The sequence below is a fragment of the Spectribacter acetivorans genome (assembly GCF_031846305.1).
Classification (GTDB): domain Bacteria; phylum Pseudomonadota; class Gammaproteobacteria; order Nevskiales; family Salinisphaeraceae; genus Spectribacter; species Spectribacter acetivorans.
On record NZ_JAVRHY010000005.1, the window covers coordinates 56,249 to 70,660 of the forward strand.

General features: G+C 65.5%; 13 protein-coding genes. 7 read left to right on the top strand and 6 right to left on the bottom strand.

The window, feature by feature from the left end:
- Positions 1 to 20: 20 nt before the first annotated feature.
- The 3 genes from RM531_RS06930 to RM531_RS06940 form a co-directional block, all read right to left on the bottom strand.
- Entirely contained in the window at positions 21 to 3,095 is a 3,075-nt protein-coding gene (locus RM531_RS06930) for a penicillin acylase family protein (protein WP_311658280.1), read from the bottom strand.
- 99 nt (positions 3,096 to 3,194) lie between these two features.
- Positions 3,195 to 3,461 (bottom strand): DksA/TraR family C4-type zinc finger protein, encoded by a 267-nt coding sequence (locus RM531_RS06935; protein WP_311658281.1) that lies wholly within the window; start codon positions 3,459 to 3,461, stop codon positions 3,195 to 3,197.
- A gap of 122 nt (positions 3,462 to 3,583) precedes the next feature.
- Positions 3,584 to 4,336, bottom strand: a complete 753-nt coding sequence (locus RM531_RS06940; RefSeq protein WP_311658282.1) for an EF-hand domain-containing protein — start codon at positions 4,334 to 4,336, stop codon at positions 3,584 to 3,586.
- Between the two features lie 380 nt (positions 4,337 to 4,716).
- On the opposite strand from RM531_RS06940, the gene RM531_RS06945 reads away from it, so the two are divergent.
- From RM531_RS06945 to RM531_RS06970, 6 genes are all read left to right on the top strand, one after another.
- Complete coding sequence (locus RM531_RS06945; RefSeq protein ID WP_311658283.1) at positions 4,717 to 6,357, top strand: flavin-containing monooxygenase; 1,641 nt, start codon at positions 4,717 to 4,719, stop codon at positions 6,355 to 6,357.
- A 266-nt stretch (positions 6,358 to 6,623) separates the two neighbouring features.
- Positions 6,624 to 6,989, top strand: coding sequence for a hypothetical protein (locus RM531_RS06950; protein ID WP_311658284.1), 366 nt, complete (start codon positions 6,624 to 6,626; stop codon positions 6,987 to 6,989).
- Positions 6,986 to 7,384 carry a hypothetical protein gene (locus RM531_RS06955; RefSeq protein WP_311658285.1) on the top strand — a complete coding sequence of 133 codons (399 nt, stop codon included), beginning with the start codon at positions 6,986 to 6,988 and terminating at the stop codon, positions 7,382 to 7,384. Before RM531_RS06950 ends, RM531_RS06955 begins: the two co-directional genes overlap by 4 nt.
- Positions 7,385 to 7,493: 109 nt before the next feature.
- Positions 7,494 to 8,060 carry a DUF2452 domain-containing protein gene (locus tag RM531_RS06960; protein WP_311658286.1) on the top strand — a complete coding sequence of 189 codons (567 nt, stop codon included), beginning with the start codon at positions 7,494 to 7,496 and terminating at the stop codon, positions 8,058 to 8,060.
- Positions 8,061 to 8,293: 233 nt separating this feature from the next.
- On the top strand, positions 8,294 to 8,590 hold the full coding sequence (locus RM531_RS06965; protein ID WP_311658287.1) for a response regulator transcription factor: 297 nt from the start codon (positions 8,294 to 8,296) through the stop codon (positions 8,588 to 8,590).
- Between the two features lie 106 nt (positions 8,591 to 8,696).
- The gene (locus RM531_RS06970) at positions 8,697 to 9,584 is read left to right on the top strand and encodes an AraC family transcriptional regulator (protein ID WP_311658289.1); all 888 of its coding nucleotides are present in this window, start codon (positions 8,697 to 8,699) and stop codon (positions 9,582 to 9,584) included.
- A 21-nt stretch (positions 9,585 to 9,605) separates the two neighbouring features.
- Here RM531_RS06970 and RM531_RS06975 read toward each other — a convergent pair whose 3' ends face one another.
- Positions 9,606 to 11,153: a fatty acyl-CoA synthetase gene (locus tag RM531_RS06975; RefSeq protein ID WP_311658290.1), complete on the bottom strand. Its 1,548-nt coding sequence runs from the start codon at positions 11,151 to 11,153 to the stop codon at positions 9,606 to 9,608.
- A 221-nt stretch (positions 11,154 to 11,374) separates the two neighbouring features.
- On the opposite strand from RM531_RS06975, the gene RM531_RS06980 reads away from it, so the two are divergent.
- Positions 11,375 to 12,175, top strand: coding sequence for a glycosyltransferase family 32 protein (locus RM531_RS06980; RefSeq protein WP_311658291.1), 801 nt, complete (start codon positions 11,375 to 11,377; stop codon positions 12,173 to 12,175).
- On the opposite strand, the gene RM531_RS06985 is transcribed toward RM531_RS06980, so the two are convergent.
- Together RM531_RS06985 and RM531_RS06990 are read right to left on the bottom strand one after the other, a co-directional pair.
- A complete protein-coding gene (locus RM531_RS06985; protein WP_311658292.1) occupies positions 12,172 to 13,815 on the bottom strand; it encodes a flavin-containing monooxygenase in 1,644 nt (547 codons plus the stop codon). The two genes, RM531_RS06980 and RM531_RS06985, sit on opposite strands and share 4 nt — an antisense overlap.
- Positions 13,816 to 13,856: 41 nt before the next feature.
- Positions 13,857 to 14,339, bottom strand: coding sequence for a cupin domain-containing protein (locus RM531_RS06990; RefSeq protein WP_311658294.1), 483 nt, complete (start codon positions 14,337 to 14,339; stop codon positions 13,857 to 13,859).
- Positions 14,340 to 14,412: the final 73 nt, after the last annotated feature.

Below are 14,412 nucleotides of genomic sequence, written 5' to 3' on the forward strand. Positions count from 1 at the left end.
TGTAGGCCAGAGCGGCGGGGTTACCGCCGCCGTTCGAATTCCACTACCTGCTGGAAGGTCGGGCGGTTCTGCCAGTCGATGGCGGGTACCGCCGACAGGCCCAGCGGGCGGTGGACGATGCGATCGCCCGCCTCGTCGGCGTCCCAGTTGGCCCGGTTGCCGATGCCGCCAAGGCTGTCCAGCGCCGTGGCCAGGCTGGTGCGCAGCGCCGCCCGGCAGTTGCCGTCGGGTCCGCCACACTCGAGTTCGCGGTAAGGCCGCGGGTCGGCGTTCAGCGCCATGTCGAATACCCGCTCCAGATACTGGAAGTAGCCCGACTGGTAGGCCGAGCCCATGGGCCCCGGTGGGTTGTCGCGACCCATGATCATGCGGTTGCCGCCGTTCACGTTTTCCAGCGCGGTAAGTTGCGGCAGCGCCTGCTCGATCATCGGGTTGTACCAGGCGTCCATCAGGGCGACGGCCGCGGCGTCGTCGTACTCGCCGTTGTTGTCGCGGTCGCGGCGCAGGGCGCCGCCGGCGATCCAGTCTCGCATCAGGTCGACCGCGGTCTGCTCGTCGGCCGTCAATGTGCCTTGCTCGAGCACGTCCAGGGCCGACGGCAGCATTTCCCGCCCGCGCAGGTCCACGGTGGCGGCGTCGCCCATCGCCTCGACCACGTTGGCGCGGGTCACGTTGCCCTGGTCGACCAGGTCTGTAAGCCGGCGGTCGAGAGAGTCATTGCGGTGGTTGGGGCCGTAGCTGGCGTTGGCGTCAGCCGCCCACCAGTCGCGGGCCGGCCGGTTGTTCCAGCTTGCGAGGAAGCCGCGGGACGGATTGATCGCCTGCGGGTGTTCGGCCAGATCCAGAAAACCCTGCCAGTCGCGGGTGCCGTCACCCCAGACCGGCAGGTCCGGGTGCACGCCCTCGGCCCGTCGCGGGTACAGGCCCGAGTGGATGAAGGCGATGTCGTCGCGGTCGGCGAAGAACCAGTTGAAGCTGCCGGTGGTGGTGTTGAACACCCGCAGGAAGCTGTCGGCGTCGAACACGTCGTTGCGGGTGGCCAGGAAGAAGGGCACCACGGTGTCGAGTTCGGCCCGGTAGGTGCTGCGCTGGCGGGTCAGCGCCACCGGGTCGCCGTTGACGGTGGCGAAGGCAAATACCGGCCCGTACTCGTCGGTGCGGATGATGTCGCGGGTGACCGCGACGTTCTGGCCCACGCTGGCCGGGTCGTCCATGGGCACGGCCAGATTCCAGCGCGCCGGCCAGGATTCGGTGAAGCGGTCGAAGGCCTTGCACTGGCCGTTCACGAGATAGCCGGACCGCGGCGCGCCGGTCTCGGCGGCGCACAGCCGCACGGCCCGCACGTCGGTCAGGTCGGAGCTGCCGGAGGTAGCGCTCCAGGCGAAATCCACGCCGCGGCCGATCACCACGTAGGGCAGGCCCGCGAAGGTCATGCCGCGGGTATGCAGGTCGCCGCCGTGCACCGCCATTTCCACCAGCAGCTGCGGGGTGAAGTAGCTGGTCTGCGGGCCGAATACGGCGATCGGGTTGCCGCTGGCAGTGTGCTCGCCGCCCACCAGCAGGGCGTTGGAAATCTGCCGGGGCAGGCCGTCGGCCATGTCGGACAGGGCGCTGGCCAGACCGGCAACGCGCTGGCGCACTTGCTGCAACTCGCCCGCCGATAGCGGGCCGCGGTGAGCTTGCCGCAGCGGCGGCTGCACGGCGGATTCCCGGTCGGCAAGAATGTCGAAGATCCCGCCGATCAGTTCGTCAAGCACGTTCGTGACTTCGCCGGTGCCGGGCAGCTGCGGCAGATTGCCGGTCACCACCGGATTCGGGCAGGCGGTCTGCTGCTGCAGCCCGCAGGGCTCGGTGGTGAAGAAGTCGTGCGGCTGGTAGCTGCCGGCGTCGAAGAATGCATTGCCCGGATAGGTGGCGGCGAAATCCCCCTGCAGCGGGCAGATGTCGTCGTCGTAGTCGGCCGGCGACTGGGTGGCGAAGGATTCGGTGGTGGTGACCGAGGAGGCCGGGTCCAGCGCATGACGGATGTCTCGCCACAGGCGGCAGGCGGTGGCCGCGTCGGCGGTCTGATCGGCAAGGGCATGCAGCAGGCGCACATTGTCGGCCTCACCACCGCCGCCGCCGGCGAAGATCGACTGGATCAGCGTGGCGATGGCGTGGACATCCTCGCGGGTGAAGTCCTGCAGCTCGACGCCAAGGGCCAGGTATTCGATCGGCAGCTTGGAGGTGCCCGCCGCCTGCAGCTGGGCCGAGGTGCGGACCTCGGCGACGTAGGTATTAAGCCCGTCGACAAACGCCTGCACGTCGGCGAGTACCTGCTCGCCCGCTGCACCGAACTTGGCCGCGGTTTCGGTGATCTGGCGGGTGCGATCGGCCTCGCGATAGGGCGCGGCAAAGGCGATGTCGCGGTCGAACGAGAAATCGGCCGGGCCCAGGAATTTCGACAGCTCGCCCCGGCCGGCGCGGCGGAGCACGTCCAGCAGGAACAGCCGGTCGGCGGCGGTAACGTAGCCGGTGCCGAACAGCGCGTCCGCCCGGGTGTCACCGAAGATGTGGGGTACGCCCTTGTCCGCGCCGCGCTTGATGGCGACCTCGTAGCCGGCACCGCTCACGGTCTGCTCGCTTTCCCAGGGGCCGTCGTCGGGGCCACGCAACTCGGCGGTCTTGAAATAAGTCGGGACCAGATCCGCGTTGGTCAGCCCCGGTGGACTGTGGGCCAGGGCGTCGTAGGTGCCGAGTTGATCCATGAAGTGGGCCTCGGCGGCCAGCGCCGGGGTCAGCCCGGTGGCGTTCGAAACCTGGTTCACCACGGGTCCCAGCTGATTGACCGGTAGTGGCCCCGGCACGCTGGCGTTTTCCAGTCCGCCGGTGTCGTCCTGGCCCGGTGGCAGGATGTTGAGCACGGTGCCGTTGTCGGCGTAGGGATCACCGACCGGCGGTGCGTTGATCTGCGGCACGCCGGGCAAGACCGGGCCGGGATTGTCCCCGCCGTCGTCGCCATCGCCGCCGAGATTGAAGCCCCCGCCACCAGAGCCGCCACCGCAGGCGGTCAATGCCAGAAGAAGGAACGGAAGGCTGATGAGTCGTGCGCGCATGGTCGTCTCCCCCCGAAGCGGATAGGCCGCTTTTCAGATTTATGTCAGAGGGAGTTTACCCGGCCCGCTACCGGGGCCCAAGCACGCTTGATGGGCGCGTCAGCGCAGCTGGCTGTCCTTGCTGCCGCGGCGGTTGAAGCCGGCGGCGCCGGCTTCGGCCTGATCGGCCTCGCTCTGGCAGGTCACGCACAGCCGCACGCCGGGCACGGCCTCCTGGCGCTTCTCGGGAATGGCGTCGCCGCATTCCTCGCAGTGAGTCAGGGACTGGCCACCGCCCAGCTGGCGGCGGGCCTGTGCGACTGCGTCGTCGACGGTGGCGTCGATCTGCTCCTGGACCGCCCCTTCTTTCGCCCAGCCCGTTGCCATGGTGTGCTCCGCGTCTGCTTCGTTGATCAGACTATATGCGGTTGTCCCCGGTCGCATACAAGAACGCCCCGCGCGGTGGCGCGGGGCGTGGTCTGCAAAACCGGCTTTTGCCGATTCGGCAATCAGCTGCCGAACAGGCCGCCGAACACGCTGTTCAACAGGCCGGATTCGGCGCGGGCATTCGCCGCCACCTTGAACTCGGCCTTGTTCAGCAGGCCGTCATCGTTGTCGTCGGCCATGTCGAAGTTGCTTTCGATGTCGGCGTTGGCACTGGCCTCGCGGCGGGTCAGCACGCCGTCGTCGTTGCCATCCAGGTTCTGGAACCGAGCGGCAAGCTTGCTGCTCAGTTCCACACCGGCGTTGGCGCTGGCGGCAGCGGCCTTGCGCGAATCGTTGGCCAGTCCCGCGGCGGCGTCGGCGGTGGCGCTAACGCCGGCCTTGGTCTTGTCGGCCACGGCGCCGGCGGCATCCTTGCTGGCTTCGTAGCCGGCCTTGGCGCCGGACTTGGCCTTGCCCGCCGCCTTGCCGGCGGCTTCGGTGGTGGCCTCATAGCCGGCCTTGGCGCCGGCCTTGGTCTGTTCGGCCAGGCTCTGATCCGCCTGGGCCCGCAAGCCGGCCTTGTATTCGGCGCTGGTCAGGGTGCCACTGTCGTCCTTGTCGTAGGTGTCGAACATGGAGGCCAGCGAGGCATTGGCTTCGGCTTCGTTTTCAGTGATCACGCCGTCATCGTTGGCGTCGAGCTTGCTGAACTGCTCGCTGAGCGAGGTTTCGGCGTTCACGCCGATATTGATCTTGGTGTTCAGGTCCAGATCGACCGCCTGCGCGGTACCTGCGCAGAGCAGGGCGGCGGCAAGAGGGAGGGTGAGATAACGCATGTCGTTTCCTTCCGTTGAATGAGATGGTGGTCTGTTGCCACGCAATATCCTAAGTCGGGAGGCTTAACGTTGGCTGAACCGCCCGCGAATCGGGCGCACTTCACCGTTGACTAAGATGATGTGTCCACACAGGCTTAGGTGGACAATTGCCGCAAGAGGGTTCAATAACGGAGGTTGATCGGTTCAATACCCGCATTGCAGGTTGCGGCAAGCTCGCGGAACTGGCCGAGAAGCCAGCCCGCGGCGTGGAGCACGTGCCTTTCCCTACCCAAAGGGGTGACCGAGGATTATGAGGCACCGTGCTACGGTCGGGGCAGTCAATGGGCAACTGTCCGGATACCGGGCAGGCTCAATATATCAGAGAATATGGAGGAGATAGAATGGGTGAAGCATTAAGAAGCGTTGAGGAGGGCACCACCAACGGCGCCGCCCTTGATTACGAGGCTGTTGTGGTGGGCGCCGGCATCGCCGGGCTCCACGAGGTGTACAAGCTGCGCGAGATGGGGGTGTCCGTGATCGGTTTCGAAGCCGGCACCGATGTCGGCGGCACCTGGTACTGGAATCGCTACCCGGGCGCCCGAGTGGATTCGCAGTCGCACATCTATCAGTACTGGTTCTCGCAGGAGCTGCTGGACGAGTGGGACTGGAGCGAACGTTTCCCGGCCCAGCCCGAAACCGAGCGCTACCTCAACTACGTGACCGAAAAGTTCGACCTGCGCAAGGAGTTCCGCTTCCGGACGCGCGTGGAGTCGGCCACCTACGACGAGGAGAATCAGCTGTGGACGGTGACCACCGACAAGGGTGATACGCTGACTACGCGTTTCTTCATCAGCTGCACGGGCATGCTCTCGGCGCCGCAGATTCCGTTTCCCGGGCACGAGAAGTTCCGTGGTCAGATCTGCCACACGGCCCGCTGGCCGCATGAAAAGGTCGAAATGGCCGGCAAGCGCGTCGGCGTGGTCGGCACCGGTGCCACCGGCATCCAGGTGATCCAGACCATCGCCCCGGAAGTGGGCGAGATGTTCGTGTTCCAGCGCACGCCGAACTACACCATTCCGATGCGCAATCCGCAGTATGACGACGCGGATCGCGATGCGCTGCGCGAAGAGTATCCGGAGATCGAGAAGACGGTGTTCAACACCTTCGCCGGCTTCGACTACGACCTGAGCGAAACCCCGTTCACCGAGATGTCGGCCGAGGAACGCGAGCAGCGTCTGTGGGATCTGTGGAATGATGGCAGCCTGCACTTCTGGCTCGGTTTCGCGGAAGTGTTCTTCGACGAGGAAGTGAACAACTACATCTCGGAATTCGTGCGCAACCGCATTCGCGAGCGTGTGAAGGATCCGGCAACCGCGGAGAAGCTGATCCCCACCTGCCACGGGTTCGGTACCCGGCGGGTGCCGCTGGAGACCAAGTACTACGAGGCGTACAACCAGGACAATGTGCACCTGGTGGACGTCAAGCAGGATGCGATTGCCGAGATCACGGAAACCGGCGTGCGGCTGGAAAGCGGCGCCGAGTACGAGCTGGACATCCTGGTGTTGGCCACCGGCTTCGATGCCGGTACCGGCGCGCTCACCCGCATCGACATCCGCGGGCGCGGCAACCAGTCGCTGAAGGAAAAGTGGGACAAGGACATTCGTTCCACCCTCGGCCTGCAGGTGCACGGCTTCCCCAACCTGTTCACGGTGGCCGGCCCGCTGGCCCCCTCCACCGCCTTCTGCAACATGGCGACCTGCCTGATTCAGCAGGGCGGCTGGGTGGCCGACACCATCGGCTACCTGCGCGACCAGGGACAGCATGCCATCGAGCCGACCGAGGAGAAGGAGGCCGAATGGGTCAACCACCACGACGAGGTGGCCAACCAGACCCTCGTGGTCAAGACCGACTCCTGGTACATGGGCGCCAACATCGACGGCAAGCCGCGCCGGCTGCTGTCGTACATCGGCGGGGCCAACGCCTATCACCAGATGTGCGACGAACTGAAGGAAAAGGGTTACCCCGGGTTCGCGATTAGCTGACCCGTCCGGTTATCTGCCGTGACCACCAGCGGGGCCGCATTGCGGCCCCGTTTTTTATTGCCATCGGCAAACGCCCGGTCGTTCGGCGACAACACCGATCATAAGCACCGGATGCCACTCGGAATCGGCCATGTTCCAGGCAGTAGCCGGAATGGCATACCCCACCCGGCCATACGCCACGATTGGCCGCGACGGGGGTATGCAAGCCCGTTTGCGGGTTGCCGGGGGTGGGCTACCATGCCGCCATTATCTGGTGGAGTATCCGCATGAACGGTTGGTGGTGTTTGCCGGTTGCCGGCAGTGTCGTCCTGCTCGCTGCGGCTGCGCTGGTCTGGTGGCGGGCCCGGGGTTTGCGGAATGAGCTGGCAGCCTTGATTACGCAGATGAATGCGGCGGATGCCGACCTGCGATATGCACTGGCCGAGCGGGAAAGCCTTTGCCTCACGGTGGAGGTGGTCGATCCGCTGGCTGTTGCCGCTACCCATTCCCGCCTGGCCGGCCCGGTCAGCGGGGTGGCCCCGGGACTGGTTCGCCGGCGGGTCTACGATCAGTTGCAGCGCGAGCTGGAAGAGCAACTGCAGGAGCGTGGCATCGACGCCCGGATCGAACTCCATCGCGGTGGATCGCAATGACTGTCGTGATTGCGTGCCTGTTGCTGCAGGCAATCGTCGCGGCGGTGCTGTGGCGCCTTCATGGTCGGCTTCGCGCCGATGGCCGCGATCTGGCTGGATTACAGGCCCGCCTGGCCGACGCCCGGCGCGAGGTGCAGGCTCGCCACGACCTGGAAGCCAACCGCCAGCTGGTGGAGGAAACCGTGGATTTTGCCACCGCGTCGGTCGAACGCATCCACCGGGCGGTCGCCGACCTTTCCTTCGATCTCTGCGGGTCGGGCAGCCGGCCTGCCCGCGAGGTTCACGACCACACCAGCAGCCTGGTCTACCGGCAGATCCGGGGTACCAACCGGGGCATCGGTCGTCTGGTGTCGGGCCTGCTCAAACCGCCCGCACGCGACCACCGGGACGACTGACGTGATGTCGCTGCCGGTGTGCGATCTTGCATCCGCGCGAGCTCGCCCCACGTTCTAGAGGTAGGCCGGGGGCGCTCCCCCGATATATTTCCACGACCAGGGCAACCGAATGGCCGACAACCCGAATCCGCAGGGCAAGGGCGGCTCGCTGGTACTGAATACCCTCAGCCAGCAGCGCGCGGGGCTGGCCGCGGTGCCGGCCAAGCATGTCGAACAGGTGTCGACCGAGCTGTTCACCTCGCTGTTCGTGCTGGAAAGCGAGTTCCGCTTCCAGCCGGTGCCGGGCAAACCCTACTACCTGTACTGCAAGGAGGGCACGTACCGGCTATCCATCAATCCCCCCTCGATGTGGAGCGCGGACATCGCCGGCCGTTTCATCGGCGAATGCGAGCTGCAGCCGGACATGACCTGGACCCTGGCGCTGGCTGATGACATGGCCGACGACCCGGCCTTCATGGACGAGCTTCAGCGCAAGCGGGAGGCGTTCGAACAGCGCCTGGACGACGCGGATAGCATGGATGAAGTGCTGCCGGTGCATGAAAAGCGGCTGGGTTTCTACCGCCGGGCCTCGGCATTTGCCCTGGCCCATTCGCTGGGCCGGTCGATGCAGCAGTCCGGCATTCTGGAGCTGTCCTATGCCGAGGCGCAGGGCCGCTTGAAGCACGATTCCGAGTAGCCGGGGCCGCAAGGGCATTCAATAAGGCCGGTTGTTGCGTTCAATACGCCCACTGTGGGCCGGAGCACACTCGGCGAGCCGGCTTCGGGCCGGCATTGTGATCAGAATTCCAACAAGATCGAACGGTGCGCCGCGCAGGCAGTCGTCGACGCGGGTGTTACCGCCGGAGCAATCCGGCACACGCCTCATCGGCCTCGCCGCGATCCGGCGCGCCCCAAAGGAGGTGCGTTGCTATGCTGTGTCTCAATCGTCCCGCGGACCATGACGTGTTGCTGGTGGAGCCACTCACCCGGCGGGAAAAGCGGGTGCTTCAGCTGGTTGCCCGCGGCTGGTCAAACCAGCGTATTGCGCAAGCGCAGTTCATCAGCATTAACACGGTCAAGTATCACCTCAAGAATATCTATCTGAAGCTGGATGTGCATAAGCGTACCGAGGCGGTGTGGGTGGCTACCCGCATCGGGCTGGTCGATCCTAACGACCCGGATGAGGGCGAGAGTCGGGCTCAGGAACCTCGCTTGACCTCAGCCTGAGGCTCTACGGGCGTGGCACGCCCGTAGAGAGCCCGGTACCGGCCGCTGTTGGCGCAGCCGCCGCGGGCAGCGTATATTCGGTACGGGTTGGGCTTTTGGACGATTTATGACCGAGCCGATCACACCGGACGAACTGCCGGCATGGGTGCCGGGCCGGATGACCTTCAACACGGATGACCTCGATTGGGGCGGTATGCGCCTGCGTGGCTGGCACTATGCGCCCTCGGACGTGTTCGTTCCCCGCATGCACGATTACATGATCGTGGCTTATGGCCGCGGTATATCGCCAATGTCTCGGCAGTGTGTCAGCCGCTGGCGCAATGAGTGCGTAGCACCAGGCAACATTTCGTTCCTCAGCCACCGCATGCAGGCCCATTGGCGGTGGAGTCAAGACGTTGAGGTGACCCACCTCTATCTTTCTCCCGAACAACTAACACGGGTGGCCGCGGACGCGTTTGACCGAGAGGTCAGCGATGTAGAACTGCACGATCTGCTCAAGGCCGAGGACGGCTACCTTTGCGGCCTGGTGCAGCAACTGGCGAAGGAGGCCCGTTGCCCGGGCCTCGGCGGACGCTTGTTCGCCGAGGCTGTGCTCAACCAGGCTTGCGTGCACATCCTGCGCCACTACGCGGACGTGGCCTTCCGCGAACCGGGCGGCGCTGGTGGCGGATTGTCACCGCGCCAGCGTCGGCAACTGCTGGAATACATCCACGCCAACCTGCATCGCAACATGGCGTTGTCGGAACTGGCCGGGGTGGCCGGTCTGAGTGTCTACGCCTTCGCCCGGCGCTTTCGGGCGGCTTTCGGGGCACCGCCCCATGCCTTCGTGTTGGACCAGCGCATCGACGCCGCCCGCCGGCTACTCGAAGAAAGCGAGTTGCCGTTGAAGTGTGTCGCCAGCCGCTGCGGTTTTGCCGATCAGAGCCACATGACCCGCAGTTTCCGGCGCCGGTTCGATCGTACGCCGGGTCAGTGCCGGGCTGCCCGGCACTGACCCCGATGCCGATACCGCGGCCTATTCGCTGAAGCGGTCGCGCAGTTCGCGTTTGAGCAGCTTGCCCGAGGCGTTGCGCGGCAGGTCGTCCACGAAATGGAACACCTTCGGCACCTTATAGGCCGACAGATGCTTGCGGGCGTGGGCCTCCAGCTCGGCCGCATCGGCGCTTTCGCCCGCTTTCAGGCAGACCACCGCGGCCACTTTCTCGATCCACTTGTCGTCCGGCAGGCCGATCACCGCCACTTCGGCTACCGCCGGATGGGTGTAGAGGCAGTCTTCCACGTCGCGACTGGACAGCGTGACGCCGCCAGTATTGATGATGTCCTTGATGCGGTCCACCACGTACAGGTAACCGCCTTCGTCCAAACGGCCCACATCCCCGGAGTGGAACCAGCCGCCGGCGAAGGATTCCTCGGTCTGGTCGGGCTTGTCCCAGTAGGCCTGGAGCAGCTGGGGGGAGCGATAGACGATCTCGCCCAGTTCTCCCATGGGCACGTCGTTCATGTCCTCGTCGACGATGCGCATGTCCACGTTGAACACCGGCCGGCCGGCCGAGGTGGGGCGTTCGTCATGCTCCTCGGGCTGCAGCACGGTGGCCAGCGGTCCGATCTCGCTCTGCCCGTAGCAGTTATAGACCTGCAGCCCGGGTAGTCGCTCGCGCAGTTCGTGCAGCACCGGCTCGGGCATGATTGCCGCACCGTAATAGGCCTTCTTGAGCGCCGAGAGATCGCGCTTGTCGAAGTCTTCATGGCGCAGCAGGGCGATCCAGGCGGTGGGCGGCGCGAAGAAGGCCGCCGCCCGGTGGTTCTCGATGTAATCGAACACCAGGTTGGGCTTGGGACCGTCAATGAGCACGGTCGCGCCGCCCATGAGCAGCTGCGGCATCAGGAACACGTGTGTCGGCGCTGAGTGATACAGCGGCAGCGCGCCGAGGAACAGGTCATTCGGATCGATCGACAGGGTGATAATGGTGCTGGTGTAGTGGGCCATGAGCGCCCGGTGGGTCATCATCGCACCCTTGGGCGCGGAGGTGGTGCCGGAGGTGTAAAGCAGCTGCGCCAGCTCGGTTTCCGCCACCGGCACTCCCGGCGCGGCATCGCTGGCGCCGCCCTGTGCCCAGGCCAGTACATCCGGCTCGCCGCCCCCCGTCATGTGCCCGAGCAGCCGGACCTGGCTGCCCTGCTGGGCGGTGTCCACGTCGGCGTGGGCCTGGTCGTCGATGAACAGCGCCGACGCACCGCATTGTTCCAGGATGTAGGCCAGCTCCGAGGTGGTCATGGAATAGTTGACCGGCACATGCACCAGGCCGGCCCGGCAGCAGGCCAGCCACAGGAGGGCGTAGGAATCCGAGTTGTGCGCGTAGGCGGCAACGCGTTCGCCCGGCTGCAGGCCCGACGCGATCAGACCGTTGGCGACGCGGTTCACCGCGACATCCAGTTCCGCGAATGTCCACCGGCGATCGCCGAAGATCAGGGCGGTTGCCCCGGGGTTGCGGCGCACGCTGCGGGTCAGCGCCTCGCCGATGGTGTTGCCGGTGGCCGGAGCGGCCATCGATTCCTGTTTCATGTCTCCTCCTTGGTGGCAGTTGAATCGGGTCGTGGCCGCCGTCTCTGCCGTTCAACGGGACCTGCCCGGCTTGTGTGGATTCAGGGTAGCGGCGTCCGGCCTGACGGCATAGTCTGGCGCAGACATCTTGCCCGGACCGGCGGGACCCTCGACAATGCAGCAGCCCGGAATCGCCGCGCGCCGTGCGAGCGACCCGATTTAATTGAAGAGGTGAATTCAACGTGTTCGGAACGCATCTCTGGCGTTTGGTGGCCTACCGGCTGATCAAGGTGCTGGGCAATGCGCTGAAGCTGCTGGGCTACGGGTTCCATGCCGTGTTTCCCGGCAAGCGATTCACCCTTCCCGCGTCGTCCGGGCCTCTGCTGCCGGCGCGCGCCCGTGCACGGGTTCCGCGGGTGCTGTGGCAGACCAATTTCACCGATCGCGTGACGTTGCCGGTTTATCTGAATTACCTGTGCAATCGGTTGATGTCGCCCTGCCACGCCTACCGCCTGATGACCGACGAGGCGGCAGCCGATTTCGTGGCTGCGAATTTTCCCGCCGAGATTGTCGCCAGCTATAAACGGTTGCGGATCGGCGCGGCGCGCGCGGATTTCTGGCGCGTGCTGATCCTGCAGAAGTTCGGCGGGGTCTACATGGATATCGATGCGCATTCAGTCTGGCCGCTTGGCTGGGTGGTGCCGCGTGATTCGCGGGAATTCTTTGTCCTTTCTCGTGCCGGTCGTGTCACCAACTACTGGATGGCCAGTTGCCCGGACAATCCGACCCTGGCGCGCATGATTCAGCGCATCGTCGCCAACGTTGACGCGGGCAGCATCGCCTCGGTCTACGACCTGACCGGTCCGGGCATGATGGCGACCCTGTTTGAACCCGGGGAACTGCCCGCGGCGCCCTTCCGCTGGGTCTGTGATCAGGGCAATTTCACCAATGAATATTTCCAGTACCGGGACCGGCCCGCCGGCAAGTGGACCCGGCAGCAGGAGCACATGCCGCTGCTTTCCGACCCCGAAGAGAAGGCTTAATCGCCGCCAACGGTTGCCGCCGCCGATATGAGCCGTAACCCCCGATAATGGTCGGCGGCAACGTCGTCGCAGATTCGCTTGTAATTGGCGCAGCCGCCCAGATACACCATGAACACGCGCGGCTTGCCCGGGACGTTGGCGCCCAGATACCAGGAATCCGCTTGTGGTAGCAGGGTGGCGTCGGCGACTTCGCGCACGTGGTCGACCCAGTCCGCTTCGGCGTCGGGTTCTGCCTCGATCGCCTGGTAGTCGTGCGCCTGCAACCAGGCGATGCAGTCCGCGATCCAGTCGCAGTGCTGCTCGATCGCGCGCGGCATGTTGAACAGCACCGACGGACTCAACGGCCCGGTGATGAAAAACAGGTTGGGAAAGCCGCTGGTGTTCAGGCCCAGATAGGGTCGGGGACCGGCGGCCCAGTGGTCGGACAGCAGGCGCCCGCCCCGGCCGCGTATGTTCATCCGGTAGAGGGCGCCGGTAAAGGCATCGAAGCCGGTGGCGAAGATGATGTCGTCCACCGGGTGGTGCCGGTCCGCGGTGCGGATGCCGTCGGGCGTAATGCACTCGATCGGCGTGGCTTTCACATCCACCAGTTCGACATGGGGCTGGTTGAAGGCCTCGTAGTAGCCATCCTCCAGCGTCTGGCGCTTGGCGCCGAAGGGGTAGCCCCGGGGGGTGAGCTTTTCGGCGGTATCCGGGTCGTCCACCCGGCTCCGGATCTTGTCCCGGACGAATCCGGCCACCGTTTCATTGGCCCGTTCGTCGAGGAGAATGTCCTCGTAGCTGCCCAGCCACAGGTTCATGCCGCCGGCCTGCCACTTCTGCTCGTAGAAACGTTGCCGTTCCTCGGCGGATTCAGCCAGCGCCGATGGCCGCACGTCGTCGAAGATCACCCCGCCGGGGAAGTCCCATTCGCGCTGACGGATGGCCGGGTAGTCGGCCTTGATGCGTGCCATGGTTCCGGCATCGATCGGCCGGTTGCCCAGCGGGCAGGCGTAGGCCGGGGTCCGCTGGAACACGGTCAGGGCGGCGGCCTGTCGTGCAACATGGGGCACCAGTTGTACCCCGGTGGAGCCGGTGCCGATCAATGCCACGCGTCGGCCGGAAAAATCCACCGGTTGATGCGGCCAGTCGCCCGTGAAGTAGGTGTGACCGCGGAAGTTTTCGCGGCCGGGGAAATCCGGAACCCGTCCGGCCGACAGGTTGCCGGTGGCGGCGACGAGGAAGCGCGCCCGTAACCGTTCTCCGCGGTCGGTGCGCACCAGCCAGGTATCGCTGGTTTCATCGAGGTCGGCCCCGACCACGCGGGTGCCAAAGGTGAAACTTCGCTTGAGGTCGAAACGCTCGGCAACGTGGTTGAGGTATCGCAACACCTCCGGCTGGGCCGGGAAGCGCTCGGACCAGTCCCATTCCTGCTCGAGCTCGCGGGAGAACGAATAGCAGTAAAGCTGGCTTTCGATATCGCAGCGCGCGCCGGGGTAGCGATTCCAGTACCAGGTGCCGCCCACCCCCTCGGCGGCCTCGATGCCGCGCACCGACAGGCCCAGGTGGTCGCGCAGGCGATGCACCATGTACAGGCCGGCGAAGCCGGCACCGACCACAACGGCGTCAACGGGCGATTCGTCGCCGCTCGCGTCGATCATCAATCCGCGTTCCGGCTATCCGCGGCGGGCGGATCAGCGGCTCAGCCGCCGGATGTCTGCATCGCCTGAATCGCCTTGAAGTCGGCCATGCTCAGGTACTTGATGGTGTTCAGATCGGCATCCAGCAACTCGTATACCGCCCCGTCGGCTCGGATGTTGCGGTTGCTGAAGAACACGATGACGTCCTGATCGCCGCCGCCTTCGCTGTGCGGTTCGCCATTGCCGTCGCTGTAGACGTAGCTGCCCACCGGGCGGATTTCGGTGAGGTTGTCGTCACCGTCGTACAGCCGCAGTTCGCCCTGCAGTACCAGCGTCCGGTAGGGGGCCAGGTGGCGGTGCAGCACGATGCGGGCATGGGCCGGGAAGCGCAGGAGTGCGTCGACGGCGCCCTGCTTTTCGTCGACATCGTAGAACCAGGCGTCGACGCCCTCGAGCAGCGGCTCGATGTCGCCCAGTGGCAACCAGTTTATGTTGCGGTCGTCGAACGGCAGCGTCTGATGACTTTGTGCGGCAGGGGTTGCCATGATGAATCTCCTCTCTGGATCGTTATGACCACAATGGTCCCGGGACGCGCCACGTTGGCGCGTACCCCGGATA

Bases quoted from the DNA above. Each gene is read 5' to 3' on its own strand.
- RM531_RS06930 (WP_311658280.1), bottom strand. From the start codon at position 3,095: ATGCGCGCACGACTCATCAGCCTTCCGTTCCTTCTTCTGGCATTGACC.
- RM531_RS06935 (WP_311658281.1), bottom strand. From the start codon at position 3,461: ATGGCAACGGGCTGGGCGAAAGAAGGGGCGGTCCAGGAGCAGATCGAC.
- RM531_RS06940 (WP_311658282.1), bottom strand. From the start codon at position 4,336: ATGCGTTATCTCACCCTCCCTCTTGCCGCCGCCCTGCTCTGCGCAGGT.
- RM531_RS06945 (WP_311658283.1), top strand. From the start codon at position 4,717: ATGGGTGAAGCATTAAGAAGCGTTGAGGAGGGCACCACCAACGGCGCC.
- RM531_RS06950 (WP_311658284.1), top strand. From the start codon at position 6,624: ATGAACGGTTGGTGGTGTTTGCCGGTTGCCGGCAGTGTCGTCCTGCTC.
- RM531_RS06955 (WP_311658285.1), top strand. From the start codon at position 6,986: ATGACTGTCGTGATTGCGTGCCTGTTGCTGCAGGCAATCGTCGCGGCG.
- RM531_RS06960 (WP_311658286.1), top strand. From the start codon at position 7,494: ATGGCCGACAACCCGAATCCGCAGGGCAAGGGCGGCTCGCTGGTACTG.
- RM531_RS06965 (WP_311658287.1), top strand. From the start codon at position 8,294: ATGCTGTGTCTCAATCGTCCCGCGGACCATGACGTGTTGCTGGTGGAG.
- RM531_RS06970 (WP_311658289.1), top strand. From the start codon at position 8,697: ATGACCGAGCCGATCACACCGGACGAACTGCCGGCATGGGTGCCGGGC.
- RM531_RS06975 (WP_311658290.1), bottom strand. From the start codon at position 11,153: ATGAAACAGGAATCGATGGCCGCTCCGGCCACCGGCAACACCATCGGC.
- RM531_RS06985 (WP_311658292.1), bottom strand. From the start codon at position 13,815: ATGATCGACGCGAGCGGCGACGAATCGCCCGTTGACGCCGTTGTGGTC.
- RM531_RS06990 (WP_311658294.1), bottom strand. From the start codon at position 14,339: ATGGCAACCCCTGCCGCACAAAGTCATCAGACGCTGCCGTTCGACGAC.